The organism is Nocardia sp. NPDC058658, from assembly GCF_042716665.1.
GTDB lineage: Bacteria > Actinomycetota > Actinomycetes > Mycobacteriales > Mycobacteriaceae > Nocardia.
This window is the reverse complement of record NZ_JBHXRR010000001.1, coordinates 73,178-100,037: the sequence shown is the minus strand read 5'-3', so window position 1 is coordinate 100,037 and position 26,860 is coordinate 73,178. Positions and strand designations below refer to the sequence as shown.

Sequence of the window (26,860 nt, the reverse complement as noted above, 5' to 3'; positions counted from 1 at the left end):
TCCGATGACCGTCGATGGCGAATGTTCGGGGTCAGCTGCTGAATCGTTCGACGACGATTTCCTCCGTCAGGCCGTAGTCGGCGAGGGAGTAGTGGTGGGTGGGTTTGCGGGCGCCGGTGCGGCTTTCGTTGTCGAGGGTGGTGATGGCGGTGCGGGCTTCGGGGGTGAGGGGGGTGCCGATGCGGGTGTAGATGGTGTCGACGACGTCGAGGGGGTTGGTGCGGAGGTCGTCGAAGTCGACGTCGATGAAGGTGGCTTCGGGGTGGCGGGTGCGGGCGGCGGTGAATTCGGCGAGGCCGCGCGACCACAGGTCGAGTTGGGTGCGGCCGATGGTTTCGCCGGTGAAGACCGTGGACCAGCCTCGGCTGGCGTGTTCGTTGAGGCTGCAGACCGAGGGAATGATGGTGGCGGGGTCGCGGTGGGTTTGGATGACGACGGCGTCGGGGTAGGTCGCCAGGAGTGCGTCGAGGCAGAACAGGTGGCTGGGGTTCTTGAGGACCCAGCGGCGGGTGTCGTTCATGCCGATGAGCTGCAGGTTGCGGCGGTGTCGGGCGTAGGCGGGGGTCCAGTCCTGACCGGCCAGCCACTGCGAATAGCCCGGGACGTAGGCGAGGCATTCGTAGGAATGCGACATGCCCGACTGGCGCAGCAGTTGCCAGCATTCCTCCACGTCGGAAGCGCTCATGTAGTGCAGGCCCATGAATTCGGGATTCTGCACCTGGTGCTGTCGCAAGCCCGCGTCGATCTGCTGGTAGGCGGGGTTGTCGGCCCAGGTGTCGCGCGGCGGGCGGGGCTGCGGGAAGTCGGTCAGCCACATCTCCAAGCCCTGATTGGCGGGATCGGTGGCCAGTAACCGGTGCAGTGCGGTGGTGCCGGTACGGGGCAGGCCGGTGACGAAAATCGGTTGGGTGACCGGTGTTTCGATGTATTCGGGGTTTGCCGCCCACGCGGCTTCGCTCAGCGCTCTGGCGACCAGCGTGCCCCGCAGGAAGAAGCGCGACATCTTCGAGCCCAGTTCGGTGAGCCCGGCCTCGTCGCGATACGAGTCGAGCAACACCTGCAACGCCTCGGTGTAGTCGTCTGGGCCGAAATCGGTGAGGCCGGTGAGTTTGGTGGCGGAGGCGTGCAGGTCGGCCACGGTGCCGACATCGGTGCGCACAGTCATCGTCGAAAGCTCCTAGTTGTGGTATTCGCCGCAGTTGACGTCGAGGGTCTGACCGGTGATCGCCGACGACCACCCGGAAGCGAGAAACACGACAGCACGGGCGATTTCGTCGGGTTCGGGCAGGCGCTTGAGATCGGATTTCGACGCGGTCTGCTCGTAGACCTGCTCGATGGTGATGCCGTACTTCTCGGCGACCTGGCCGAAGTACCACTTCAGCTGGTCGGTCCAGATGTAGCCGGGCAATACGCTGTTGACCCGCACACCCTTGCCGCCCAGTTCGGTGGCCAAGGTTTGCGACATGGCCAGCAGCGCGGCCTTGGTGAGTTTGTAGCTGCCGTACCGGGGCTCGGAATGGCGCACGACCATCGAATTGATCATCACCACAGCACCTTTGGACTCGGCGAGAGCGGGCGTGAACGCCTGCGTCATCCGCAGACCACCGAGCACCGTCATGTCGAAACTCGACCGGATGTGGTCGAAGTCGGTGCGGTCGAGGGGTTTCATCGACGGCACCGAGAACGCGTTGTTCACGAGCGCGTCGACCCGCCCGAAGGTGTCGACCGTGCGCGCCACGAGATTCTGGACCGCAGCAGCATCGGTGATGTCGGTGGGCACGCTCAGCGTGGCGCCCCCCGTGGCCTCGATTTCGCCGGCCACCTCGAGTAGACGGGATTCGGTGCGCGCCGCGAGCACGACCGTGGCCCCCGCCGCGGCCGCCTCCAGGCAGATCGACCGGCCCAGACCCGGTCCGACCCCGGAAACAACGACAACTTTGCCGTCCAACAGTGCCCCGCTCATCCCAGCATCCTTTCGGCGAAAGCCCGCTGCCGGGCCGAGATCCGGTCGCGCCAACCCGCGGCGTCGATCCGGTTGTGTTCGAAATACGGAAGGTGTTGCGCGACTTCGCCGATCGGCACTACGGCAACGGTCGGACCGTCGGCCTCGGTCATCGGCCGATCCGTGCGCTGCCACCGGAACTGCAGGATGCCGCGCGTGCGGCCGGTGGTCTCGATCCAGTTCGCGATGCCCGGATCCTGCTTGCTCACCACCATCCGGATCATGCCGTCCGAATCCACCTGCGCCTGAGCGTGATTGAGGCTGGTCTGATGGTTGACGTAGTCCAGGGAGATGTACCAGAGGCTGCCCAGCTGGAAACCCTGATACGGCGCATCCGACTTCGGGACGGTGATCACCAGCGCCTGATCGTCGGCGAGATCGAAATGTCCGACCGAGGAGTACTGGGTGCTCAGTCCGCCGGGGGTGAGCCGGGGTGCGGTGAGGGTGTTCACCGGCAGGTCGAGATAGAACCACTTCGGGAAGTTGAACCAGGTGTGCACCCGCGTGAGCAGCATTTTCGCTGCCGCGCCGTAGCGTTTGCGCAGGCGCGCCAGGTCCGGTTCGACGGGTGCGGTGCCGATGGTGTCGACGCGTTCGATCCGAATCGAGCCCTTGCGCTCGGACCAGTCGCTGTAGACCTCCCGCACGGCCAACATGGACGCACCTTCCCCGAGCGGGAAGTAGTCCGGGCCTGCGTCAGGTTTCAGGGGTCCGAAGCGAAGGGAGAAGCTGCCGTCGGCGGCGATCGGAATGCGCCGGTCGTCGAACGCGTCGGCACCGCCGGGCACGTCCGTCGCGGTGTAATCCCCTTTGAGCACTTGGAAACTCAGGTCGACGGTGCTGCCACGGACCCCGCTCACCACGTACTCGGCCGTGGGTTCGATATTGGCGTGGTAGTAGAGGGTGTCCGGGTTGTCGAGGCCCATCTTGGCGTACGGCCCGGTCGAGGACACGAAGTAGGGATGCGACGTGCCATGGGCGCCCGAAAGACGAAGGCAGGCAGCGATACTCGCGGCGAGATAGTCGTAGCCCTCGGCGAGATCCTGGTCGCTGCGGACGAATTCTGCTCCGGCGATGAGTGTTTCGGCCTGGGCGACGGCGGCGAGGAACGGTGCGGTCAGCGGTGGCGGTCCTGAACTGCTGGTATCTGCTTCGGTGGTGGTACTGGAATGGGTCAACGGTCTGCGATTCCTAGTTCTCGGAGAATGTGGGCGGCGATGTCAGATGGGGACCCGAGGTCGGGTGTGATGACGAGGTCGGCGTGCTCGGGGCGTTCGTACGGCGAGCCGATTCCGGTGAAGCCGGGCAGTTCACCGGCACGGGCCTTGGCGTAGAGGCCCTTCGGGTCGCGGCGTTCGCATTCCGGCAGCGGGGTGTCGACGAATATCTCGTGGAAGGGCAGTTCCCGGTCGGCATGGATGAGCCGGGCGTTGGCTCGCTGGGCGGCGAAAGGACTGATCGCCGACACGATCGCCGCGGTGCCGGAATCGGCGAACAAGGCGGCCGCTTCGGCGACCCGGCGAACGTTCTCGTCCCGGTCGGCAGGGGAGAAGCCGAGGCCTGCGTTGAGACCATGCCGCAGATTGTCCCCGTCGAGCAGGTAGGCGGGGCGGTTGGCAGCGACCAGCTGGCGCTCCAGTTCGACCGCGATCGTCGACTTCCCCGAGCCGGACAGTCCGGTCAGCCAGATCGTGGCGCCGAGGTGGGCCCGCTCGGTGCGCTCCACCGCGGACCGATGCCACACGACGGACTGGCGTAATCGCACAATCGGGCTCGTTTCAGTCAGAATATTGACTGAAAGCGGCTCGATTGCGTGATTATGCCGGTCGACCTGCGCTCCACCGGTCTCCCGGCCGGTCACCATCCCCGCGGCGACGGTCTGATCGGTCACCGGATCGATCAGGATGAAACTGCCCGTGCGCCGATTCTCCTGATATGGATCCGACAGCAAGGGATGACGGCTGCGCAACCGAATGCGCGCAATGTCGTTGAGCGAGAGGGACTCCACGTCCGCCACCCGGTGCAGCGTGTTCACGTCGAGGCGGTAGTCGATCGCCGTGACCTGGGCGGAGGAGGTCTGCGCGGCGGTGCGCACCAGGTACTGGGCACCCTCGCGCAACTGCGAAGTCTCCGAGAACCAGCACACCATCGCATCGAGCTCGACGCCGATATGCGGACGGTTGCCCGGTCGGGCAAGCAGGTCCCCGCGCCCCACATCGAGGTCGTCGTCCAGCGTGAGCGAGACGGCCATTCCGGTGAACGCCTCGTCGACCTTGGTCCCGCCCGGACCCCAGATCTCCCGGACATGCGAAGACCGACCGGCAGGTAGTACCACCACTTCGTCGCCGGGCTTGAAGATGCCGCCCGCGACGGTGCCCGCGTAACTGCGGTGGTCGAGTCCCCGGATGACGTACTGGATCGGCAGCCGGGCATCGATCAGATTGCGGTCCGAGGCGATGTGCACATCCTCGAGGTGGCGCAGCAGCGGTGGCCCCGGATACCAGGCCATGTGTTCGGAGCCGTCGACCACATTGTCGCCGAGCAGCGCCGAAACGGGCACGAAGCTCAGGTCGCCTACGGTCAATTTGGCGGCGAACGCGGCGAATTCGGTGCGGATCTCCTCGAAACGCTCTTGCGACCAGCCGACCAGGTCCATCTTGTTCACGCACACCACCAGGTGCGGTACGCCCAGCAGCGTCGCGAGGAACGCATGCCTGCGGGTCTGCTCGGAAACGCCGGTGCGGGCGTCGACGAGGATCAGCGCGAGGTCCGCGGTGGACGCGCCGGTCACCATATTGCGCGTGTACTGGACGTGGCCGGGGGTGTCGGCGATGACGAACTTTCGGCGCGGCGTGGTCACGTAGCGGTAGGCGACATCGATGGTGATGCCCTGCTCGCGTTCGGCCCGCAGGCCATCGGTCACCAGTGCGAGATCCGCTGCCGCGCCACCACGTTCGGTGCTGACACGTTCGATGGCGGCGAGTTGGTCGTCGAACAGGGACTTGGAGTCGTAGAGCAAGCGGCCGATGAGGGTGGACTTACCGTCGTCGACGCTGCCCGCGGTCGCCAGTCGTAACAGGTTGCGGCGCATCAGAAATAGCCCTCTCGCTTGCGGTCTTCCATGCCGGTCTCGGAGATCCGGTCGTCGGCACGCGTGGCGCCGCGCTCGGTGAGCCGGGTGGCGGCGGTCTCGGCGATCACCTTCGCCGGGGTGTCGGCGGTGCTCTCGACACAGCCGGTGCAGGTCGCGTCGCCGACCGTGCGGAAACGGACCGTGGCCTCGAAGGTGCGTTCGCCGGGCGCCGGGGAGACGAATCGTGTTGCGGAGAGCAGCATTCCGTCGCGTTCGATGACCTGACGCCGGTGCGCGTAGTACAGCGACGGCAGCTCGACGGCCTCGCGATCGATGTACTCCCAGATATCGAGTTCGGTCCAGTTCGACAGCGGGAACACCCGGATGTGTTCACCGGGCTGGTGGCGGCCGTTGTAGAGGTTCCAGACCTCGGGCCGCTGCGCGCGCGGGTCCCATTCTCCGAAACTGTTGCGGAAGCTGAATACTCGCTCCTTGGCTCGGGCCTTCTCCTCGTCCCGGCGCGCACCGCCGAACGCCGCGTCGAACCGGTGTTCGCCGATGGCGCGCAGCAAGGTGGTGGTCTGCAACGGGTTGCGGGTGCCGCCGGGGCGTTCGACCGCGCGGCCCGCGTCGATGTCGTCCTGGACCCTGGCGATCTCGAGGCGTGCCCCGGTGCGCTGCGCGGTGCGATCGCGGAACTCGATCACCTCGTCGAAATTGTGGCCGGTGTCCACGTGCAGCAGCGGAAACGGCAGCGGCGCGGGCCAGAACGCGCGCCGCGCCAGGTGCAGCAGTACGGCGGAATCCTTGCCGCCGGAGAAGAGCAGGGCCGGTCGCGCGAGAGTGGCCGCGACCTCCCGGAAGATGTGCACCGACTCGGCCTCCAAGGCTGCCAGATGCGATAACTCGTACCCCGCTTGCACTGCTCACCCACTTCGTTTCGCCGGGAATCCTCCCGACGGGTTGCGGTGTCGAATATTCGACGTTATTGTTCGGTATTGTGACACCGACGATAAGCCGGGCCGAGCGCGCCGGTCAAGAGGTGACCCCGGATTCGATGGGCGATGCCGAAATCCCCGGCGCGGCATCACCGCCGACGCAGCGGGTGGTGAAGGTGCTCGAGCTGCTGTCGCGGCGGGCAACCGAACGGCTGTCGCTGGCCCGGATCGTGCGCGAGTCGGGACTGTCGCGCGCCACCGCGCACGCCGTGCTCGCGCAGCTCACCGCCGACGGGTGGACGGTGCGCGACGAGGACGGTTGCTATGGCATCGGGTTGCGGTTGTTGACGGTGGCACGGCGTGCCGAAGCGGCGTTTCCGTTGCGGCGCACGGCTGTTCCGCATCTACGACTGCTGTCCGAAGAGGCCGGGGTGCCGGTGTTCCTCGCCGAGCGCGCCGGTGACAGCATCGTGGTCACGGAAGTGGTCGGGGATCCGTCGGCAGGCTGGATTCGTCCGGGTCGTCGCCTCCCGCTCGCTCCGCCGGTCTGTCGCGAATTCGTCGCCTGGGCACCGGAATCCGCGCAGAAGGCATGGCTCGCTGCCGCAGATCCGGCCCACCGGGAACGCCTCGCCCGTGTGCTCGCCGAGATTCGCACCCGCGGCTATTCGGTCGAACGCCTGGTCGACGATTCGGCCCCCATGCTGGAAGTCTTGGCGGGCCTGCGAGATTCGCCGGTCACCGCAGCGCTGCGGGCCCAATTGGGCTCGGTCATCACCGAACTGATCACCATCGACTACCTCCCCGACGAACTCGGCTCCGAGAACGCCGTCGTCACGCTGGCCGCCCCCGTTCGCGACCGCAACAGTGCGGTCGTCGCGGCGGTCGTCAGCTGCCCCGACACTCGTCTGTCCACTCGGGCTTTGGGGGAACTGGGGTGGGCGACAGTCGCCGCGGCGGAGCGAATCACCGTCGGCGAACCGGGGGAGTGACGTCCGTTGGGGCGGGCCGAGTCTCGGTCGGCGGACTGGGGGTGACGTCCGTTGGGGGCGGAGCGAATTGCCGTCGGATGTCTCGGTCCCGTCGGCCTCGGCTCCGCTGCGGGGACCGAATCACCGTCGCCGAGCTGGGGAGTGGCGTCGGCTGTGGCGCTCGGGGGTCGGAGTTGCGCTGGGGGACCGACGTCTCGCCGATGAAAGCGGCGGGCGATCTGGGGCGGAGTGTGTCGTCGCTGTCCGAAATCGCAGAACTTCGAGGGGCTCGTGTCCGTCCGCGGGGTGTGCTCTCGAACGCCTATCGCACCGAACAGGTTTCGATGGCGCTGTTTCGAGTACTCGGTAGCGGCTCCTGGCCATTACGCTGACGGGTGGATCTGACCGAACGCGACCCGTGCTCGACGGTCGTGGCGTCAGAGGGCGAGGAAGGACTACGGACGTGGCAAACGACGCCGATCGGTGGTGGGAGGCACCCGGACTGTCGGGCCCCACCCCGGACCCCGCCGACCGACCCTCCGCCGACCCCACCCTCCTGCGGCAGCCCAACGACCAGGCTGCCCGACCACAGGACGGCGCGCCGCCCACCCCGGAGTCGACGCCGACCCCGCCCGGCAGCGGGCAACACCCCATCGCGCCGCCGACCGTCTTCGCGCAACCCACCGGCCAACAGCCAACCTGGCAACCACCACCGGCCCAGCCCAACAGCGGACAGCACCCGCCCGCGGACCCCACCGTTTTCGGTCAGCAGCCGTTCGGACCGCAGGGAACCGGGCAGCAGTGGCAGCAGCCGGGACCGGGGCAGCCTGGCAGTGGCCAGCATCCGTTGCCGGGACAGTCGGCGTCGGGGGTGCAGCCGCTCGCGGATCCGACCGTGTTCGGGCAGCAGCCGTTTGGGCCGTCGGGTACCGGGTCGCAGTGGCAGCAGCCGGGACCGGGGCAGCCCGGTAGTGGGCAGCATCCGTATGCGCCGCCGGCGGGCGGGCAGCCGTGGACCGGGCAACAACCGTACGGGCAGCCCCCGACGGGTCAGGGTCCGTACACAGGGGCCGGCCAGCAGCCATACGGGCAGCAGTTCGGACCGGGACAGCAACCATTCGGCGGGCAACCGGCGTACGGCCAGCCTCAGTACGGCTATTCCGGTGCGCCGCAGCCGTATTCGCCGCCACCACCTCGCAAAGGTGGCAAAGGCGTGATCATCGCGGTGGTCGCCGTGATCGTGGTGCTGGCGGTGGGCGTGGCAGTCGCACTGGCGTTCGCGGGCGGCTCCTCCGACGAAACCTCGGCCGCGCCGAGTTCGACAGCCATCACGACGACAAAGGCCGCTCCGTTGTCGGGCACCAGCACCGCGCCGATCGCGCCGGGCTCGAAAGGCGTGTTGATCCCGACCTATCGCGTCGCCTACGACGTGCCGACCGCCTGGACGATCCACGCCGCAACAGATCCGCTGGAGATCACCAACAACTTCGCCACGATCGACGGGCGCGGCCAGGCCACCGAGGGCCGAGCCTACTGCGCGGGCTCGGCGTATCGAGCCATGGCCGCGGTCACCTCGAGCACCGAGAAGGATCTGGCGGCCGCCGCCACCGCCATCGCGAAAAGCTCCGCTGAGGGCGGCTATTCGGACCGGACCGGCGGCAAGGTCACGGCGGCGACCTCGATGAAAACCCAGAGCGGCATCGAGGGTCAGTTCGTGGAATCCTCGGGTCCCTGGACCCCTGCGCTCCCTGGCTGTACCGCGAACGCGTACTCCATCTACACCTTCGGCTTCCGCAATGCCGCGGGCGCCGTCCTGGTGCTGACCATCCTCGTCGACCGCAACGCCGTCGACGAACTCACCGCGGACCAGGCCAAGAAGATGATCAACAGCCTGCGCCTGGTCTAGCGGCGGCAAACCCCGCGCCGTCGGTGTTCGTAGACTCGACTCATGACGGCCGCATCGAATTCGACCGACCTCCCGGCGAGTCTGGTGGAGATGACCGCCGAACACGTGCGCGCGGTGGTGCTCAGCGGTGCCTTGGCGCCGGGGGAGCGGGTCGGCGAGGAAGCGCTGTGCGCGCAGTTGGGTATCAGCCGCGCGCCGGTGCGGGAAGCGTTGCGCCGCTTGGCCGAACAGGGCCTTGTCGAACATCTGCCGCGCCGCGGGTATCGCGTGGTGGTGTGGTCGGCACACGACATCGTGCAGCTGTTCGAAGTGCGGCGGGCCCTGGAACAGCACGCGCTGTCCGTCGCGCTCCCGAGCGAGGACCTGCGGCTGGGGCGCGTACGCACCGCCCTCGCGGAGCTCACTGCCACCGACCGGCGCAAGGACTGGGTCGCTCGGGATGACGCCCACCGCCGCTTCCACGCCGAGATCGTCGCGCTGGCAGGCAATCGGCAGCTGGACCTGGTGTACGAACAGATCCTCGTGAAGCTACAGCTCGCGATGGCACGCAATCTGCGTGAGGAAAGCGAGGTGGGCGCCCGGCGGGAAGGGGTGCGCAGGCATCAGGAGTTGCTCGCCGCGCTGGAGACCAACGACCCGCTCCGGGCGGAGGCCGCGCTCCGCCGCCACGGCGAGCAAACATACCTGAAACTCGGTATCTCCTAACACATCCGAAACACACGGAGCCCACCGCCGTCACGCATTCTGTCGACAATCGACAACATGACAGGCTCTACGGTCACGGAAATCCTCGCCCAGCATCAGGGCGGCACAGGCTCCCCGACCAGAACCGCGGCGCGGGTGGCCGACGCGATCGCCGCGCGCGGCGACGACGGCACCTGGATCACGCCGGTGCCCCGTGCCGAATTGCTCGCGGCCGCAGCGGCTATCGAGCGGATGCCAGGCGCACGAACGCTGCCGCTGTACGGCGTGCCGTTCGGAGTGAAGGACAGTATCGATGTCGCCGGCTACCCGACAACGCTGGCCTGCCCCGACTACGCCTACCTCGCCACCCGCACCGCGCCGGCGGTGCAGCGTCTGCTCGACGCGGGTGCGCTGTTCGTCGGCAAGACCAATCTCGACCAGTTCGCGACCGGCCTCAACGGCACCCGTACCCCATACCCGGTGCCGCGCAGTGTCTTCGGCGGCGACCTGATCTCCGGCGGTTCGAGTTCCGGATCGGCGCTCGCGGTCGCACTCGGCCAGGTGCCGTTCTGTGTGGCCACCGATACCGCGGGTTCGGGCCGGGTGCCCGCCGCGCTCAACGGCATCGTCGGCTGGAAGCCGTCACGTGGCCTGATCAGCACCGTCGGGCTCGTGCCCGCGTGCAAGTCGCTGGACTGCCTCACCCTCATGGCGAGCACCGTCGAGGACCTGGACCTGGTCGCCGATGTGATCATGGCGATCGATCACGAGGACCCGTGGACCCGCGCCAGGGGAGGGCGATTCCCCGGCGGTCCGATCCGCCTCGGACTACCGGCGCCGGACGAACTCGAGTTCTTCGGTGACGACGCCATGCGCGCGGCCCACCTCGGCGCGCGGGACAGGCTGCCCGGCAAGGGATTCAGCTGCGTCGACACGACACTCACACCGTTCCTGGCGGCGGGCGCGCTGCTCTACCAAGGCCCGTGGGTTGCGGAACGCCTGGTCGAATTCGAGGAGTTCCTGACCGAACGCCCCGACTCGATCCTGCCTGTGATCCGGGAAATCCTCGACAGCGGACGGCGATTCAGCGCGGTGGACGTGTTCCGCGCCCAGCAACGATTGCAGGAACTGCGTGCCGAGGTGGCCCGGATCTGGGACGAGGTCGACGTGGTCGTGGTGCCGACCATCGGCACCACCTTCACGGTGCCGGAGGTACTGGCCGACCCCATCGCCACCAACACCGTCCTCGGCCACTACACCCACTTCGGCAACCTCCTCGACTTGACCGCGATCGCGGTCCCCGCAGGCACCACCCGCGACGGCAGGCCGGTCTCGCTCATGGTTGTCGGCCCGGCACTGGCCGACGACATCGTTCTCGCCGCCGCCGCACGGCTCCTGGACGAACCCCGCACCGCGGCGCTGCCCCACCACCTCGGCCCGGTATCTCTCCAGGAGCGACGATGACCGAAATTCCCGCCACCCCAGGCCCGTTCACCTTCGAAACCACCACGACCGCGCTCATCATCATCGACATGCAGCGAGACTTCTTGCTGCCCGGTGGCTTCGGCGAAAGCCTCGGCAACGACGTGGCGCTCTTGCGCACCGTCATCGAACCCCTCGCCGCCCTGCTCGCATCCGCCAGGGCCGCGGGCATGACGGTGATCCATACCAGAGAGGGTCACCTGCCCGACCTCTCCGACTGCCCTTCATCGAAACTGCAGCGCGGCAACCCGTCTCAGCGCATCGGCGACCCGGGCCGCTTCGGGCGCATCCTGATTCGCGGCGAATACGGGCACGACATCATCGACGAGCTGGCACCGGTCGCCGGCGAGACCGTCATCGACAAACCGGGCAAGGGTGCCTTCTACGCGACCGAACTCGCCACTGTGCTGCAACAGAATTCGATCACCACCCTGCTCGTCGCCGGTGTCACCACCGAGGTCTGCGTGCACACCACCGTCCGCGAGGCCAATGATCGCGGCTACGAATGCCTCGTCGTCGCGGACTGCGTCGGCTCGTACTTTCCCGAATTCCAGCGCGTCGGACTGGCGATGATCGCGGCCCAGGGCGCGATCTTCGGCTGGGTGGCCGACTCCGCGGATGTCATCGCCGCACTCGGCACCACCGTCACGGCCTAGCGAACAGGATCCACCATGTCCGTCGACACCTCGAAAACGACCACCACTCCGGAACAACCCGCACCACTGGCACTTCCGTGGTGGACCAGGGGAGACACCAACGCCTTCTTCGGGCTGGCGTTCAACATCCTGGTCAACGTCCTCACCCTGACCACCCTCACCATCGCCGTGGTGAAGATCCCGAGCACCGATGTCCTCGGCACGGTGCTGCCCGCCCTCGGTATCGCCCTCGTACTCGGCAACCTCTACTACATGCTGCTCGCGCGGCGCCTGGCCCGCCGCGAAGGACGCACCGACGTCACCGCACTGCCCTACGGGCCGAGCGTGCCGCACATGTTCATCGTGGTGTTCGTGGTGATGTTGCCGATCTACCTGGCGACCGGAGATCCATTGCGGGCGTGGGCAGCTGGGTTGGCCTGGGCTTTCATGATCGGCGTGATCGTGATGATCGGTGCCTTCGTCGGCCCCTACATCCGCAAGGTCACCCCGCGGGCGGCGATGCTCGGCACCCTGGCCGGAATCTCGATCACCTTCATCGCCATGCGCCCGGCCGCGCAGATGTGGGAGGTGGCCTGGATCGGGCTGCCGGTGATGGCCATCATCCTGATCGGCTTCTTCACCGACATCAAGCTGCCGGGCAACATCCCGGTCGGCTTGGTCGCGCTGCTGGTCGGCACGGCGATCGGCTGGATCGGCGGGTACATGTCAGCACCCGACGTCGCCCAGGCAGCACACGACATCGCGCTCGGATTGCCGGATCTGCGCCTCGGCCTGCTCTTCGACGGCCTGAGCAACCTTGCTCCGCTGCTGGCGACCGCCATCCCGCTGGGCATCTACAACTTCACCGAAGCCATGAGCAATGTGGAAAGCGCCGCGGCGGCCGGCGACAACTACAACCTGCGCAGCGTGCTGCTGGCCGACGGCTTCGGCGCGGTGATCGGCGCGGGCTTCGGCTCCCCGTTCCCGCCGGCGGTCTACATCGGCCACCCCGGATGGAAGGACGCGGGCGGGCGCACCGGCTACTCGCTCGCCAGCGGCCTGACCATCGGAATCATGTGCCTGCTCGGCCTTTTCGGCATTCTCGCGACGCTGCTGCCGATTCCGGCGATCGTCCCGATCCTGCTCTACATCGGCCTGCTGATCGGTGCGCAAGCGTTTCAGGCGGTGCCGCGCATCCACGCGGTCGCGGTCGTGGCCGCCCTGCTGCCCAACCTGGCGGAGTGGGCCGTCACCCAGATCGACAACGCGCTGTCCGCGGCGGGGACCTCGGCGGCGAAGGTCGGGTCCGACGCGCTCGGGCAGGCGGGTGTGGTCTATGACGGGCTGAAGGTATTCGGCTCCGGTGCGGTGCTGGCCGGTCTGGTGCTAGGTGCGATCGTCACGTTCATTCTCGACAAACGATTCCGGGCGGCGGGAGCGGCGGCGCTCATCGGTGCGGCACTGAGCTGGATCGGACTGATCCACGCGCACGCGGTGGAATGGGCTGCCGCGCCCGGTGTGGCACTGGGATACCTGTTCTTCGCGCTCGTGTGCCTGGCCTACTCGCTGCTGCCTACCGCCGAGATCGCGGTAGAAGACAGCGAACCTCGATAGCCGGGGTCAGCAATTCGCCACGCCGACACGCCCGCCAGGCGTGTCGGCACGCGCGTCGATGCACGAACGGCCCGATGGGGTGGTGGAATCAGCGCGTGCGCGTATCGAGTGGAATCGCAGCCTGTGTCACGGTCGTGGCGCTGGGGTTGCCCGTAGGCCCGGCAGCGGGCGCGGTGCAGGACACCGCGTGCGGATCGACCCTGTCACAGACCGACATCGCCGAGCTCGCGCGGTTGTCCGACACGTCGGCGATCGACGGCGCCGACAGCTTGGACCGGCTCGACGACGCGGTGGCACGCCATCATCGAATCACCGAGATCCTCGTCGAACATCGTGACCTGCGTGGACTGTTCGCGATCGGGCTCGACGGCGTCGAATACGCCGCGGTGATGCCGATGCAGCGCGACCCCGCCGCCTTCGTCAACCGCGAGTACGCCCACGCGATCAGCCTCGACCTGCTGCGTCGATTCCTCGACAACCTGCATGCCGAGTTCACCGGCGGCATCGCGGAACCTCAATGGGCGCATTACTTTTCGCTCGCCAAGGACTGCGGCGCATCCCGTGCTCGCACGGCCATGGCCGGTTACAACGCACATCTGACCGTCGACCTGACGTATGCGGTGGCGGCGGTCGGTAGCAAGCCCGAGAACGCACCGGACTACTTCAAGATCGTGGCAGGCATCGCCTCGGTCGGCGACGTGATCATCGACCGAACGAAGGCGGCCTACGGCGCCGACCTCGGACCGCTGTGGCGGTTCTACTTCGTCGGCGAGGGCCTCGACCAGCTGTTCGGCGCCGGAGTCGCCACCGAGCAGATGCTCATCGCCGCCGACCTCGGCGCCAACACGGTGATCTTCACCAACGGCCTCGCCCTGCAGGACCCAGCCCTCGCGCCCGCTGTCCGCACCGAGATCTCGGCGTTGTGGCAGGCGGGCGATCTGGCCTTCGAAGCGCTGGCCCGCATCAACGCACTCTGATCGAGTCGGCGTCAGGAGCGGTCGAACCGGAAATCGGCAGCGAGCGAATCACGACCGATGTCGTCGAGCGCAAGAATCTGGTGGATCCAGGTCGGCGCCGAGACCGGATTGCGGATCAGCGCGCGAACCGTGATGGCGGCGATCACGGCCGTCGCCAGTGATTGCCCACGCCCGCTCGCGGACCTGGTCGAGCCATCCGCCGCGCGGGCGAGCGCCACCCAGCAGTACCGCCATCGCAGGCCTCCCCGCCGACAGCACCGATAGTACGTGGCCGGGAAACGAAACAGCCCCGGCTCGCGGTGGGTAACCGCAAGGCCGGGGCCGTCTTTCGTCGAATCAGCCTGCGGTCTTCTCCGAACTACGGATCTCGACGATCGGCAGCACCAGCGCGGCAGGCGCACCGGCGGGCACGACCGGCTGGACCGGGCGGACCGGGGCGATCTTGGTGTAACCGGCGCTCTGCTCGGGACGGGTGTCGACCTCGCCCTTGTTCGGCCAGTACGCGGCCGCGCGCTCGGCCTGGGCGGTGATGGTGAGCGACGGGTTGACGCCGAGGTTGGCCGACACGGCCGCACCGTCGACGACGCTGAGCGTCGGGTAGCCGTACACGCGGTGGTAGGCGTCGATCACGCCCTGCTCACGGTCGGCGCCGATCGCCGCGCCGCCGAGGAAGTGCGCGGTCATCGGCACATTGAACACATCACCCCAGGTGCCGCCGGCGACGCCGCCGATCTTCTCCGCGACCCGTCGCGTCACATCGTTGCCCGCCGGGATCCAGGTCGGATTCGGTTGGCCGTGGCCCTGTTTGGAGGTCAGCTTGCGCCCACCGAACAGTCCGCGCTTGGTGTAGGTGGTGATCGAGTTGTCGAGGTGCTGCATCACCAGCGAGATGATCGTGCGCTCACTCCAGTTCTTCGTGCTCAAGAAGCGGAGGAAGGTCAGGGGGTTGGTCAGCACGAGGCCGAGGAACCGCAGCCACCGCGGCCACCGTCCGCCACCGTCGACCATGAGCGTCTGCAGCATGCCCATCGAGTTCGAGCCCTTGCCGTAGCGAACCGGCTCGACGTGGGTGTCGGGCGTGGGGTGGATCGACGAGGTGATCGCGACACCCTTGGTGAAATCCTGATCCGGGCCTAGCGTCCTGGTCGCCGCGCCGACGATCGACTCGGAGTTGGTGCGGGTGAGCAGGCCGAGCTTGTCCGACAGGTTCGGCAGCGCACCTTCGTCGCGCATCGCGTGCAGCAGCTTCTGCGTGCCGAGAGTGCCCGCCGCGAGCACCACGTGCTTGGCGGTCAAAGTCTTGGGCGCCTTGCGCACCCAGGCACCGGTGCGCTCGGTGGCAACATCCCATGTGCCGTCGGGCAGCGGCCGCAACGCCGACACCGTGGTCATCGGAATGACCTGCACCCCAGCCTTTTCCGCGAGGTACAGGTAGTTCTTCACCAGGGTGTTCTTGGCGCCGAACTTGCAGCCGACCATGCAGTCGCCACATTCCACGCAACCGGTCCGCTCGGGACCGGCGCCGCCGAAGTACGGGTCGGCCTCGGTCTCGCCCGGGGTTCCGAAGAACACGCCGACGGGCGTCTGCACGAAGGTCTCGCCCACACCCATGTCCTCGGCGACAGATTTGAAGATCTCGTCGGCCGGCGTCATATGGGGATTTGTCACCACACCGAGCATCTTCTTCGCTTGCTCGTAATAAGGGGTCAGCTCGGTGCGCCAGTCGGTGATCTCGCGCCACTGCGGGTCCTGGAAGAACGGCTCCGGCGGCACGTAGAGAGTGTTGGCGTAGTTCAGCGAACCACCGCCGACACCGGCGCCGCCCAGGATCAGGACGTCGCGCAGCGGGTGGATGCGCTGGATGCCGTAGCAGCCGAGCTTGGGCGCCCACACGAATTTGCGCAGGTCCCAGCTGGTTTTGGGCAGTTCGTCATCGGCGAAGCGGCGACCGGCTTCGATGACGCCGACCTTGTAGCCCTTCTCCACCAGGCGCAGTGCGGTGACACTGCCACCGAAGCCTGAGCCGACGATCAGAACGTCGAAATCGGTGGTGCGCTCGGGCATGGGGGAGCTCCTCGATCGGTGTCGACAGTGACGCGGGTAACGCTAACGCCGACAGCCAGAGCTGTCAAAGTAGGTTTTCGGCTCGCCCTATGCTGGTCGGGTGGCCCGATACACCCGAGCGGAACTCGCCGACGTCAGCGGCGTGGCGTCGCGCACCATCCGCTATTACCACTCCCTCGGCGTGCTGCCGAAACCCAGCCGCGCCGGCAAGGAAGTCGTCTACTCCGACGAGCACCTGGACCGATTGCGTGACATCGTCGCCATGCAGGCGCGCGGGCTGCGCCTCGACGCCATCCGCGAGGTCTTCGACACCGAACCGCAGACCGGTGACTGGCGCGCGCTGTTCGATCCGCGCGCGAGCCAGGCCGTGGAGCGCGCTTCTTTCATCGATGACGCCGAACTCGTCGTGCTGCTGGGTGACCGCGGTGCCGACGTACTCACCGAACTCGTGTCGGCCGGGTATCTGGAACGCCGCGGCGCGCGCTGGTTCGTCGGGGACCACTCGATGTTCAAAGCCGCGCTCGTCCTCTACGACGTCGGCATCGACATCACGCTCAGCGGGGTACTGCGGACCATGATCCAATCGCGCATCGCCGTGCTCGCCGACGAACTGGTGCACACGGTGCGTGACGCTGCGGGTACCGGCTACGGCGGCGAGGGAGTCGGTGTCGACCTGAGCCGCTTCCGCGACCCCTTGCTCGCGATGGCATGGGAGGTGGGCGGGGCGACGCTCGCCGCGGAGGTCGAACGGGCCGCCGCCGAAGACGACACCACGGCCCGCCGTGCGCCGGCCCGCGCCGCGAGTGGGCGATGATGCGACGATGAGCTCCGATCAACCAGGTCCGCGCGCACTCGCCCGCGCGCAGACGATCGCCGACATCAAACGCATCGGCCGCGAGCACCTCGCCACCCACGGCGCCGCGGCACTGTCGCTGCGCGCCGTCGCCCGCGACCTCGGTGTCGTGTCCTCGGCGGTGTACCGGTACGTCCGCAGCCGTGACGAACTGCTGACCCTGCTGGTGGTCGACGGTTACAACGCACTCGGCGACGCCGTCGACACGGCACTGCTCGAGGCACCCGTTGACCCCGCGTCCCGCTACCGGGTGACCGCGCGGGCCGTGCGCGAATGGGCACTGGCCGAGCCCGCCTGGTACGGCCTGCTCTTCGGCACACCCGTCCCCGGCTACGCCGCACCCGCCGCCGACACCGAGGCGCCGGGCGTGCGGGTGATCGCGACCCTGCTCGGCATCATCGACAGCGCCTACCGTCAGGGCCAGCTCAGCGTGTCTGCATCCGGCCCGGCAATCACCCCGCGTACCGCCGCCGATTTCGCGACGATCCGAGAGCAGTTCGGGCTCTCCGCTCCCGATCGGGTGATCGCGGTCGCCCTCACCGCCTGGACCACGCTGTTCGGCGCCGTGAACTTCGACGTGTTCGACATGTACGGCCGCGACACCTTCGCCGATCGCGCCGAGATCTTCGACCTGAACGTCGACCAGCAACTGCATCTGCTCGGCTTCGTCGTGCCGCGCCCGGATGATGTGGACCGGTCGGTACGGTAGCGATCTGAAGAGTTCCCGCGGTATGTGGGGAGAGGTATGCGTGAACGGCGGCGCGGGTGTCGCCACAAGAAGGAGAGTGCGGCGAGTGAATTCCCGCGAGGAGATCTTGCGCCGGGTCCGTGACGGGCTGCTCGACCTGCCCGAGGACGAGCGTCGGGTACCCATGCGCCGGTCGACGGGTCGGCATGCGCTCGTGGATCCGGCCGAGCGGGCCGAGGTGGTTGCCCGGTTCGTCGAACGGGTGCGCGAGCACGGTGCGGTGGTGCGCACCGTAGACGTCGCCGGCCTGCCCGCTGCGGTCGCCGACGTCCTCTACGGCATGAGCGTGCAAACGGTGCTCGCCGCGGTCGAACCCGGACCGGCGTGGCTGGACCACTGGGCAGGCGCGCCCGGACACCTGGTCGTACACAGCGGTTCGGACTCGGTCGAGCGCGGCGAGGCGGTGGTGCGCGACGCGGTCGCCGGTGATGCGTCTACCGGGTCGCTGGCCCTCGATGTCGACGGTGGGCCCGACGTCTCCGAGCCCGTTCCCCAGGTGTGCGTCGTACGCGCCGACCGCATTTTCGCCTCGCTTCCCGAAGCGCTGGACCACCTCGACCAGCGCCGCCCCTTGATCTGGCTCGGTGGCCCCGGCGACGTCGATCTGGCTCGTCAGTTGGTAGTTCTGCTCGTCGAATAAGTCCAGTTCAGGGGGATGATTCGGGCCGAATATCCGTGGCGCGAAAATTTATCGCGTCAGACTTGTGTGGGACTGGGCGTCTCAGTTATTCTTGGTTAACGGTGTGACGGCGCTAACAGTGCTGGGCACATCGTCACGCGCAACTGAGGAGGCACCGATGTCGCTGACTGAATCGAGCCGTGGCGGACTCATCACCGAGGAGTACCGAGAGGCGTTGGCAACCCTGTCGCAGGGGTCTGTCGACCGTCACTTCGATCCCTACCTCGATATCGACTGGGATTCGCCCGAGCTCGCCCTTGACCCGAACGATGTGCGGTGGGTTCTCTCACCGGAGATCGACCCCCTCGGCGCGACGCAGTGGTATCGCGACCAACCTCTCGAGCGGCGCATCGAGATCGGCAAGTGGCGCACCGCCAACGCGATCAAGGTCGGCGCCGCCTTCGAGAGCGTGCTGATCCGCGGCATGATGCAATACATCATGAAGCTGCCGAACGGCTCGCCCGAGTTCCGGTACTGCTTGCACGAGATGACCGAAGAGTGCAACCACATCCAGATGTTCCAGGAACTGGTCAACCGGATCGACGTCGATGTTCCCGGCATGCGGCCGCTGTTCCGGGCACTGTCGCCGCTGATCGGCGTCGCGGGCGGCTACGCCCACACCATCCTGTTCATCGGCATCCTCGGTGGTGAGGAACCGATCGATCACTACCAGAAGGCGATGATCCGCGAGGGCGCGTCGCTGCCGCCGATGGTGTTGCGCACCATGCAGATCCACATCGCCGAGGAGGCGCGCCACATCTCCTTCGCCGGAGATTTCCTGACCGCCCACATCGGCCGGATGGGCAAGTTCAATCGCGGCGTCTGCTCGGTGGCGTTCCCGATCGCGATGCGCTGGCTGGCCGGCGAGATCATGGCACCGCCGCGTTCGTTCGAGCGCGAGTTCGATATTCCCCGCGAGGTCATCGAGCAGGCGTTCTGGAAGTCGGATCATTCCCAGCAGATCCTGTCCGGCTACTTCGGCGACATGCGCAAACTGGCCACCGACCTCGGTCTGATGAACCCGACCGCCAAGTGGCTGTGGCGGAAATTCGGAATCGACGGGCCGGTGTCGCGCTATCGCAGCGAGCCCGAACGCAGCGCGCGTCGCGTCGCGTGAGCCGACTCCGGTTCAGGCGCCGGCGAGCAACTGCGTGATGACCTCGGTCAGCTGCTGATCGGGGTTGAGCGTCAGGCCGTGGCGGCGGGCGACACCGTCGACCACGTGCCAGGCGTAGGAGGCGACCTCCTCGATCAGCTGATCCCTGGACAGAGCGGGGTTCGGGTCGTTGGCCCACCGGGTGACGGTGGCCTCGGTCATCGACACGATGGCGAAAGTCATCGTGTCGGCCGAGGCCTCGTCGGTGACACCGACAACCCCGGCCAAACCGGTGACCAATGCTCTGGTCGACCCCGCGATGGTGGTGATGAGCGCGCTCATCGCATCGATATCGGGGTCGGCTTCCGACGGGCCGGTCCGCAGGAAGTCGCGTAATCGCGGATGGTCCTGGATCCAGGTGACGACACCGCCGATCGTGCGCACCAGGATCTGGTGGATCGAACCTTCGGCGATGTCGAGCGCGTCTTCGATGTCGGCGACGAAGCGGTCGGCGATCTCGCTCCTGACCCGGCGATCCAGCTCGTCGCGACCCGCGAACTGCCGGTAGACCACTGATTTCGCCAGACCCGCGTGTTCGGCGATCTGCACGATCGGCACCTCGACACCGGCGGGCGCCAGCTCGATCAACTCGACCGCGGCCAGCACGATCCGCTCGCGGCGGCTGTCGTTGTGCGGCTGCCACCGGGCCTGCCTGCCGCTCACGGCGTTGGAGGGGCGTGACGCTGCGCTGGACACCCGCCCGAGTGTAGAGCAAGCAACGGTGCTTCAAACCGCTACTGAGGCACCGATACCGGATTCGTGCAACTGGTGAGTCCGTCGACGAGCGAACACGGCGCCACGGGTCGTGTCGGTCGGTAGTCGGGGGCCACGCCGCCGGTCGTTGTGATCGCCCGGTAGGCCGCGACCGCGTCGGTCGGCGTGCGGGTGAGCGTCGGGTCGGTCAGCACATCGACGGTGTAGAGGCCGAAACGTGGTGTGTAGGAGCCCCATTCGTAGTTGTCGGTGAGGCTCCAGTAGTTGTAGCCCATCAGCGGGATGCCGTCGGCGACCGCGCGCTGTAGCCAATAGACGGTGTCACGCAACGAATCCGCTCGGGTGTAGCCGTCGGCGCGGGGCCGTCCGTTCTCGGTGGGGATGCCGTTCTCGACGATGTAGAGGGGCCGACCGGGGAACTTTCGCGCGTAGTGGTCGAGCGCGTAGTAGATCCCTTCGGGCTGCAGTGGCATCGTCCAGAGTTTGTCGGGATCGGGGATCTGGAGCTGGGTGGGGGACAGGCCGTAGTAGTAGTCGATGCCGATGTAGTCCAGGCGCGCCGAGATCCGGTCGAGCAGTGGTCCGCTGATCGCGTCGTCGACGCCGGGGATGTAGGCGACGTTGCTGGTCACCTGCGCGCCCGGGTGCACGGCGTGGATGTAGTCGTAGATGCTGTTGTGCGCCTGGGTGATTCGTTCGCCCATGGAGAGGACGTCGGCGACACCGATCCCGCCGTGGCGCAGCTCGTTGACCAGATAGAACGTCGGCTCGTTGAACGTCACCCACAGCGGGTCGACGCCGGCGAACCGGTCGACGACGAGACGGGCGTTGGACAGCCAGTTTTCGACGATCGCCGGATCACGCCACCCACCCCGGTCGGCCGCCCAGCCCGGATACACCCAGTGATCGAGCGTCAGCATCGGCCGCATCCCGGCCTCGGTGATCGCGCTGACCACGTCGTCGTAGAACGTGAGCGCCGCCTCGTCCCACACGCCGGGCTGCGGTTGCACCCGCGCCCACTCGATGCCGATGCGGTACACGCGCACACCGAGTTTCACGGCCAGGGCGATATCGGAGCGGTAGCGGTTGCGGAAGTCGACCGAGTTCAGATACGGGTCTGCGGTGGAACCGGATTCGGCGTAGCGACGCCAGTTGCTGTCCGGCGCATCACCTTCGGCTTGAAACCCGGAAGCTGCCACGCCCCAGAGAAATTCGGGCCCTAGGGGTGCCACATGGACCGGCGCCGGTGGTCGAGCAAGAGCAGGGGAGTGGCTGGTCGCGAGCAGCGCCGCAGCCGCCAGAGCGACCGTGGCGAGGAAGCGGCGACCACTGGGGGAGGGCATGGCGCTCCTGGCGGCTAGGGGAGAGGGGGAGTGGGATCAGTGTGCGACATCGCGGTGACTGTGCGGGGGAATTGGAACGGAGCGGCGGACTTGGAACCAGTCACAACTATTACATGTAATTACGTAGATATGCGCATCTAAACATGTATCCGCTCAGTCGACCACACCCACATCACAACTCCCAACATGTCCGCACGACACAACTGCTTACCAGCACAGACCGGGAAGGGTCGTCCGTCACGCAGGCGCGCTCGGCAGGGGAGTGAGTTCTCTCTCAGCGCACGGTGGTGAGTGGGCGAAACCGGTTCACTCGAGCCAGGATTCGGAGATGGTTCGGAATCCCTCGCAGCGCCTCGCGCGTCTGATCGCCGTGCAACCCTGGGCGATGCGTGGTGCAGGAGTCGTGCTGCCCGCCGAGCGGATGCTGCGCAGGCTCACGGGCGGGCGGCGTGGGGTGCTCGATCTGGCCGGGTTGCCGTCGATCGAGATCACGGTGGTCGGGCGCAAGTCCGGTCAGCCGCGCACCACCTCGCTGCTGTGTGTGCCCGACGGCGGCGGCTTCTACCTCGTCGGCTCGAACTGGGGCAAGCCGCAGCATCCGGCGTGGTCGGCGAACCTGCGCGCGGCGAGCACCGCGACGGCCCGTTTCAACGGCAGCTCCGCGTTCCCGGTGTCCGTCGCTGAAGTCACCGGTGTCGATCGCAAGCGCGTGTGGGACCAGGTCGTCGAGTTCTGGCCCGGGTACGAGATGGAGTACAAGCTCGCCGCCGGTCGCGAGTTCCGGATCTTCCGGCTCGACCGCATCGCCTGATCTACAGGCCGAGTTTGGTGACCGCGTTGTCTTCGAGCGGATTCGCGGTGCGGATGTAGCCGTGGACGGTACGCGGGTTGGCCCAGCGGCCCTGGCGCATGATCTCGCGGTCGCTGGCGCCGCCGAGTGCGGCTTGGGTGGCGAACCCGGCGCGCAGGGAGTGCCCGGAGAACAGATCGGGATCGAGGCCGGCCTTGGCGGCATAGCGCTTGACCAGTTCGGCCACGGCTCGGCCGGACAGCGCGGTGGCACCGATCGAACCGTGCCGGTTGATCGTGGGGAACAGTGGGCGGTCCTCGTCGGCGCTGAGCCGGGTTCCGGTGAAGCCGTGGCAGCGGTGAATCGTGATGTCGGCGAGGTCGTTGGTCGCCCAGGATCGTGCGCCCGCGTCGCCTGTGTCGGCGTGGACTTCCAGTAGCCGGACCCAGTCGGCGAACGCGCAGACCGGGCAGGTGCGCGGATGTTTGCCGCGAGGCAGGGCGATGCGCTGCTCGGCGACGCCGGTCGGATCGGTTTTCGTCGTCGGCAGGTGCACGACGAGCAGCGGTTCGCCGGTGGTGTGATCGGTGCGCACGTGCACGTCGGTGATGCGCAGTCCCGCGAGTTCGCTACGCCGAAGTGCGCCGGCGAAACCGACCAGCAGTGCGAGTGCGTCTCGACGGCGAGCGGGTTCGGTGGGCCACTCGGGTGCGGGAAGTTCGGCGAGGAGTTGGTCGAGGGTGTGCAGCAGTACCGGTCGTTTGCGAGTGGGTGGGGTGCGGCGGGTGCGGCGGATGCCGCGCAGAGTCAACCGAACCACGTCGGAGCGTGTGGGCGAGGGCAGTCCGTTGGCGGCGTGAACGGCGGCGATCGCGGCGGACTTGCGATCCAGGGTGGCCGGGCTGAACGCCCATGCGCCGCTTTCGCGTCGGGCGTCAGCGGAGGCGGCCAGGTAGACCGCCACGTCGAGTGGATCCGCGGGCAGCGCCTGCCGCTGTTCCACCGCACACCAGCCTGCCCACGCGATCCAGTCCGTTCGATAGGCGCGCAGGGTGTTCGCCGACTGGGACGCTTCGAGGTAGCGGCGCAACGCGCCTGCCTGGTTGTCGTCGAAGCGTTCGCGGACCAGTCGCAGGGCGGCGGTGTCGACGAGGACGCTGCGCACCCCACGGCGCAGTTCGGTGCGTACCTGTTCGGGAAGCACGACCGATGCGTCGCTCAAGCTCGCCACTCCTCGCGTGAATCGCCTCTGCCGCCGATCATTGCCCGGCGTCGCAGCTTAATTCACCGGCGTGGTGTCAGGGCATCTCTTCGAGTTCGGCGAGCTGGGTGTGGATGTAGGCGGCGAGCCGATGCCGGGCCGCTCCGGTGAGGAAGCTGGTGTCGCCGAGGCGCGGGAAGGCGTCGTCGGCCTCCTCGGTCGGCGCCGCGGCGGTGACGGGGGTTTCGGTGACGAGTTCGAGATGTGCCGGATGCTGTTGGGGCGCAGGAACATTCGGTTCGTACGGCTCTGAGGGTGCTGCTCCGGTACGTACCATGGTCGAAGCCTAACGTTTTGGTTACGGCGGTTGCCAACATGACGCGGCAAGTAGTGATTACCGCCACGTTTTGTTCGATATAGTTCATGACGCCGGGTCTGGGCCATGATGGAGCGATGCGAGTGGATATCGCCGACGCGGACATCCGGTTTTTCGCGTATCCTTTCGCGGGCGCGACGGTCTATCCCGACGGAGCGATCGCGGTGTCCGAGATCGCCTGTGCCGACCCTCCGCGATCCCGCCGCAGCTGCGCACCGTCACCGGCGAGACATTGTTCGTCCTCGCCGCGGACAGACCCGCACTCGACGAATTCTGCCGCCGCAACAGGATCGAAGTGCGTGCCGATCCCGATATCTGGGGCGACCTGCTCGAGCCGTTCCTCGACACCTCCTTCGACGACGAACATCAGCGCAGAACCGAGACACGTCTGCGTCGAGCGGGGGTGTCGGCAGAGGAGATCGTCGAGATCCGTGGGCGTGTGGAGCGGGCGATGCTGTCGTACAACTTCGACAGCATGCTGTGGGATTGGACCTATCTGGGCCTGTACGACCTGCTGTCCGCGGCGAACGGCGTTCTCGCGCGGCCTGCGGCACGGGCGAAGCTGGGGGATCCCGCGCAGTTTTATCACTGGGCGATGCGGATCGCCGTGCGCACCGGCGAGTAGTTCTCACGATGCGCGCGCTGCCGTCTCCGGTCGAGCCGCCTCGGCGACATATCCGGCGACCGGGCTGAGCTGGAGAACAGCCGGCATGCGACGGGTGAGCGCGGGCGGACCCACGAACGTGACCCGCCCCGTGCGCTGCGCGTGGGTGAGCGGCATGCGCCCCAACCACACCTCGTACAGCCCGGCGACATCGGCGCTGATGGTGACGTCGACGGGATAACCGGGGTCGGTCTCGCACACCGACGGCACCGCGGCCTCGACCACGATCCAGAACCGGCGCACATCGTCGGTGAACCGCACCTGCAACACCTGCCGGCGCCCGGGCAGCATCGAAGTGTCGACGCGCGAATGCATCCACCACACCAGCAGCGCCGCGTCGAGTTCCTCCTCCTGCGGTGCGCCGAAGGTCCAGCGTGCGCCCCATTCGCCGAGGCCGAACAGGATCGGTTCGAGTTGGCTGCCCGCTTCGGTGAGCAGGTGTTCGGCGCCGAGTTTCTCGATGAGTCCGGCGCGTTCGAACTGGCGCAGGCGCTTGGCGAGCAGGCTGCGCGACAGGCCCGGTAGGCCGCGGGCGAGGTCGTTGAACCGGGTGGTGCCGACGAAAAGGTCGCGCAGGATCAGTAGCGACCACCGTTCGCCGAGCACGTCGAGTGCGCGCGAGATGGGGCAGTACTGGCCGTAGCCTGCGATCGTGGTTGTCATGGTCACCTCACCGACGGGGTCCATTCTCTGGACCGGGGGAGTCCACTTTCTGGACTATCTGGTTATCGCGGCGCTTCTTACCTTCGAAACATGACTTCGACACTTTCTGACACCACGTCCAGCACCGACCGGGTTTCCCTCGCCCGCGAGATCGGTGAAACCTTGCGCCCGGAGGTTCCCGAGCGCGACCGCACCGGCGAGATCTCCGTCGCCGCGTTCGACCGTTTGCGGTCGAGCGGGCTCTCGGCGGCGCTCGTGCCGGTCGAGTTCGGCGGCGGGGGTGCCTCGCATCGGGAGATGGGGGAGATCCTGCGCGAACTCGGCAGGCACGATCCGTCGACGGCGGTGGCGTTCGCGATGCATTCGCATCTGGTGGCCGCGCAGGTGTGGCGGCACAACCACGGGGTGGACGCCTCGGCGGTGTTCGCGAAGGTGGCAGGCGGGGCGATTCTGGTCAGCACCGGCGCGTCGGACTGGGTCGATTCCAACGGGCACGCCGAGCGTGTCGAGGGTGGGTATCGGGTGAGTGCGCGCAAGGCGCCCGCAAGCGGATGCGAGGTGGGGGACGTGCTGGTCACCAGTGTCCGTTTCGGCGGTGAGGTGCTGCATTTCGCGATCCCGCTGTCCGCGCCCGGCGTGAGCATCGACAAGACCTGGGACTCGTTCGGTTTGCGGGCGAGCGGTTCACACACGGTCGTGCTCGACGACGTGTTCGTCCCTGATGCCGCGATCTCGCTGACCCGCCCGGCCGGTCCGTGGCCGCCGGTGCTGAATGTGGTGATCGGCGCGGCACTTCCGCTGGTGCTGGCCACCTACCTCGGTGTCGCGGACACTGCCGTCGAGCTCACCGCGCACTTGCTGGAGGGCCGCTCGGAAACCCATACCATCCAATCAGCAGGCGAAATGCTCAACGCCTACACCACCGCCACCGACCTCATCACCGCGATGTTCACCGACTCCGAGAACCTGACCTTCCCCAACACCGACATCTACGCCGCCCGCACCCTCAGCCGCAAAACCGTCGCCGCCGACGCCCTCATCACCACCATCCGCCTTGCCATCGAAACCACCGGCGGCGCAGGCTATTCCCGCACCTGCGACCTCGAACGCCTCTACCGTGACATCCACGGCGTCCAATTCCACCCCCTGCCCCGGGCCAAACAGACCCACTTCACCGGCCGAGTCCTGTTGGGCCACAACCCCCTCGACTGAGCTCAGCGGGGCCATCGTCTACGGATGGCCCCGCCGGCTTACCTGTACAGGTGGGCGGTGACGGTCGGGTCGTTGGCCAACACGAAGTCAACGACCCGACCGTCACCGCCAGACG

At 67.4% G+C, this 26,860-nt stretch carries 26 protein-coding genes; 14 read left to right on the top strand and 12 right to left on the bottom strand.

Translation table 11 applies throughout. From position 1 onward, the window contains the following. Window positions 1-31 precede the first annotated feature (31 nt). Genes ACFWUP_RS00550 through cysD form a run of 5 tightly spaced genes read right to left on the bottom strand, consistent with a single transcriptional unit; the run spans window position 32 to window position 5,998 of the window. On the bottom strand, window positions 32-1,165 hold the full coding sequence (locus ACFWUP_RS00550) for a sulfotransferase family protein (RefSeq protein ID WP_379229510.1): 1,134 nt from the start codon (window positions 1,163-1,165) through the stop codon (window positions 32-34). 12 nt (window positions 1,166-1,177) lie between these two features. Further along, complete coding sequence (locus ACFWUP_RS00545) at window positions 1,178-1,963, bottom strand: SDR family oxidoreductase (RefSeq protein ID WP_379229509.1); 786 nt, start codon at window positions 1,961-1,963, stop codon at window positions 1,178-1,180. Continuing rightward, the gene (locus ACFWUP_RS00540) at window positions 1,960-3,180 is read right to left on the bottom strand and encodes a hypothetical protein (protein ID WP_379229508.1); all 1,221 of its coding nucleotides are present in this window, start codon (window positions 3,178-3,180) and stop codon (window positions 1,960-1,962) included. The genes ACFWUP_RS00545 and ACFWUP_RS00540 overlap by 4 nt, the downstream gene beginning before the upstream one ends. Beyond that, entirely contained in the window at window positions 3,177-5,093 is a 1,917-nt protein-coding gene (cysC, locus tag ACFWUP_RS00535) for an adenylyl-sulfate kinase (protein ID WP_379229507.1), read from the bottom strand. The genes ACFWUP_RS00540 and cysC overlap by 4 nt, the downstream gene beginning before the upstream one ends. After that, entirely contained in the window at window positions 5,093-5,998 is a 906-nt protein-coding gene (cysD, locus tag ACFWUP_RS00530) for a sulfate adenylyltransferase subunit CysD (protein ID WP_379229506.1), read from the bottom strand. Before cysD ends, cysC begins: the two co-directional genes overlap by 1 nt. A gap of 77 nt (window positions 5,999-6,075) precedes the next feature. Here cysD and ACFWUP_RS00525 point away from each other — a divergent pair, with 77 nt between their 5' ends. From ACFWUP_RS00525 to ACFWUP_RS00495, 7 genes are all read left to right on the top strand, one after another. Continuing rightward, window positions 6,076-7,005: an IclR family transcriptional regulator gene (locus ACFWUP_RS00525; protein WP_379229505.1), complete on the top strand. Its 930-nt coding sequence runs from the start codon at window positions 6,076-6,078 to the stop codon at window positions 7,003-7,005. Window positions 7,006-7,447: 442 nt separating this feature from the next. Then, on the top strand, window positions 7,448-8,890 hold the full coding sequence (locus tag ACFWUP_RS00520) for a hypothetical protein (RefSeq protein ID WP_379229504.1): 1,443 nt from the start codon (window positions 7,448-7,450) through the stop codon (window positions 8,888-8,890). 42 nt (window positions 8,891-8,932) lie between these two features. Further along, window positions 8,933-9,595 carry a GntR family transcriptional regulator gene (locus tag ACFWUP_RS00515; RefSeq protein WP_379229503.1) on the top strand — a complete coding sequence of 221 codons (663 nt, stop codon included), beginning with the start codon at window positions 8,933-8,935 and terminating at the stop codon, window positions 9,593-9,595. 57 nt (window positions 9,596-9,652) lie between these two features. Continuing rightward, complete coding sequence (locus ACFWUP_RS00510; RefSeq protein ID WP_379229502.1) at window positions 9,653-11,038, top strand: allophanate hydrolase; 1,386 nt, start codon at window positions 9,653-9,655, stop codon at window positions 11,036-11,038. Further along, window positions 11,035-11,712, top strand: a complete 678-nt coding sequence (locus ACFWUP_RS00505) for a cysteine hydrolase family protein (RefSeq protein ID WP_379229501.1) — start codon at window positions 11,035-11,037, stop codon at window positions 11,710-11,712. Before ACFWUP_RS00510 ends, ACFWUP_RS00505 begins: the two co-directional genes overlap by 4 nt. A 15-nt stretch (window positions 11,713-11,727) precedes the next feature. Continuing rightward, window positions 11,728-13,305: a regulator gene (locus ACFWUP_RS00500; RefSeq protein WP_379229500.1), complete on the top strand. Its 1,578-nt coding sequence runs from the start codon at window positions 11,728-11,730 to the stop codon at window positions 13,303-13,305. A 95-nt stretch (window positions 13,306-13,400) separates the two neighbouring features. Continuing rightward, complete coding sequence (locus ACFWUP_RS00495; RefSeq protein WP_379229499.1) at window positions 13,401-14,282, top strand: DUF5995 family protein; 882 nt, start codon at window positions 13,401-13,403, stop codon at window positions 14,280-14,282. A gap of 11 nt (window positions 14,283-14,293) precedes the next feature. On the opposite strand, the gene ACFWUP_RS00490 is transcribed toward ACFWUP_RS00495, so the two are convergent. Together ACFWUP_RS00490 and ACFWUP_RS00485 are read right to left on the bottom strand one after the other, a co-directional pair. Continuing rightward, entirely contained in the window at window positions 14,294-14,500 is a 207-nt protein-coding gene (locus ACFWUP_RS00490) for a hypothetical protein (protein WP_379229498.1), read from the bottom strand. Between the two features lie 118 nt (window positions 14,501-14,618). Continuing rightward, window positions 14,619-16,346: a GMC oxidoreductase gene (locus tag ACFWUP_RS00485; protein WP_379229497.1), complete on the bottom strand. Its 1,728-nt coding sequence runs from the start codon at window positions 16,344-16,346 to the stop codon at window positions 14,619-14,621. Between the two features lie 100 nt (window positions 16,347-16,446). Here ACFWUP_RS00485 and ACFWUP_RS00480 point away from each other — a divergent pair, with 100 nt between their 5' ends. The 4 genes from ACFWUP_RS00480 (at window position 16,447) to ACFWUP_RS00465 (ending at window position 19,743) form a co-directional block, all read left to right on the top strand. Next, window positions 16,447-17,160: a MerR family transcriptional regulator gene (locus tag ACFWUP_RS00480; protein ID WP_379229496.1), complete on the top strand. Its 714-nt coding sequence runs from the start codon at window positions 16,447-16,449 to the stop codon at window positions 17,158-17,160. A gap of 7 nt (window positions 17,161-17,167) precedes the next feature. After that, on the top strand, window positions 17,168-17,908 hold the full coding sequence (locus tag ACFWUP_RS00475; RefSeq protein ID WP_379229495.1) for a TetR/AcrR family transcriptional regulator: 741 nt from the start codon (window positions 17,168-17,170) through the stop codon (window positions 17,906-17,908). A gap of 85 nt (window positions 17,909-17,993) precedes the next feature. Next, window positions 17,994-18,587 carry a hypothetical protein gene (locus ACFWUP_RS00470; protein WP_379229494.1) on the top strand — a complete coding sequence of 198 codons (594 nt, stop codon included), beginning with the start codon at window positions 17,994-17,996 and terminating at the stop codon, window positions 18,585-18,587. Between the two features lie 157 nt (window positions 18,588-18,744). Next, complete coding sequence (locus ACFWUP_RS00465) at window positions 18,745-19,743, top strand: diiron oxygenase (protein ID WP_379229493.1); 999 nt, start codon at window positions 18,745-18,747, stop codon at window positions 19,741-19,743. A gap of 12 nt (window positions 19,744-19,755) precedes the next feature. On the opposite strand, the gene ACFWUP_RS00460 is transcribed toward ACFWUP_RS00465, so the two are convergent. Next, entirely contained in the window at window positions 19,756-20,478 is a 723-nt protein-coding gene (locus tag ACFWUP_RS00460) for a TetR/AcrR family transcriptional regulator (protein WP_379229492.1), read from the bottom strand. Between the two features lie 38 nt (window positions 20,479-20,516). Then, window positions 20,517-21,839: a family 1 glycosylhydrolase gene (locus ACFWUP_RS00455; RefSeq protein WP_379229491.1), complete on the bottom strand. Its 1,323-nt coding sequence runs from the start codon at window positions 21,837-21,839 to the stop codon at window positions 20,517-20,519. A gap of 328 nt (window positions 21,840-22,167) precedes the next feature. Here ACFWUP_RS00455 and ACFWUP_RS00450 point away from each other — a divergent pair, with 328 nt between their 5' ends. Then, window positions 22,168-22,650: a nitroreductase family deazaflavin-dependent oxidoreductase gene (locus ACFWUP_RS00450; RefSeq protein ID WP_379229490.1), complete on the top strand. Its 483-nt coding sequence runs from the start codon at window positions 22,168-22,170 to the stop codon at window positions 22,648-22,650. 1 nt (window position 22,651) lies between these two features. Here ACFWUP_RS00450 and ACFWUP_RS00445 read toward each other — a convergent pair whose 3' ends face one another. Both ACFWUP_RS00445 and ACFWUP_RS00440 read right to left on the bottom strand, forming a co-directional pair. Beyond that, on the bottom strand, window positions 22,652-23,851 hold the full coding sequence (locus tag ACFWUP_RS00445; RefSeq protein WP_379229489.1) for a site-specific integrase: 1,200 nt from the start codon (window positions 23,849-23,851) through the stop codon (window positions 22,652-22,654). 76 nt (window positions 23,852-23,927) lie between these two features. Next, the gene (locus ACFWUP_RS00440) at window positions 23,928-24,167 is read right to left on the bottom strand and encodes a hypothetical protein (protein ID WP_379229488.1); all 240 of its coding nucleotides are present in this window, start codon (window positions 24,165-24,167) and stop codon (window positions 23,928-23,930) included. A 334-nt stretch (window positions 24,168-24,501) separates the two neighbouring features. On the opposite strand from ACFWUP_RS00440, the gene ACFWUP_RS00435 reads away from it, so the two are divergent. After that, window positions 24,502-24,831, top strand: coding sequence for a hypothetical protein (locus ACFWUP_RS00435; RefSeq protein WP_379229487.1), 330 nt, complete (start codon window positions 24,502-24,504; stop codon window positions 24,829-24,831). Between the two features lie 3 nt (window positions 24,832-24,834). Here the strand turns inward: ACFWUP_RS00435 and ACFWUP_RS00430 are convergent, their stop codons facing one another. Beyond that, window positions 24,835-25,533, bottom strand: a complete 699-nt coding sequence (locus ACFWUP_RS00430; protein WP_379229486.1) for a winged helix-turn-helix transcriptional regulator — start codon at window positions 25,531-25,533, stop codon at window positions 24,835-24,837. Between the two features lie 90 nt (window positions 25,534-25,623). Between ACFWUP_RS00430 and ACFWUP_RS00425 the strand changes: the two genes are divergently transcribed. Further along, the gene (locus ACFWUP_RS00425) at window positions 25,624-26,745 is read left to right on the top strand and encodes an acyl-CoA dehydrogenase family protein (RefSeq protein WP_379229485.1); all 1,122 of its coding nucleotides are present in this window, start codon (window positions 25,624-25,626) and stop codon (window positions 26,743-26,745) included. Window positions 26,746-26,860 lie beyond the last annotated feature (115 nt).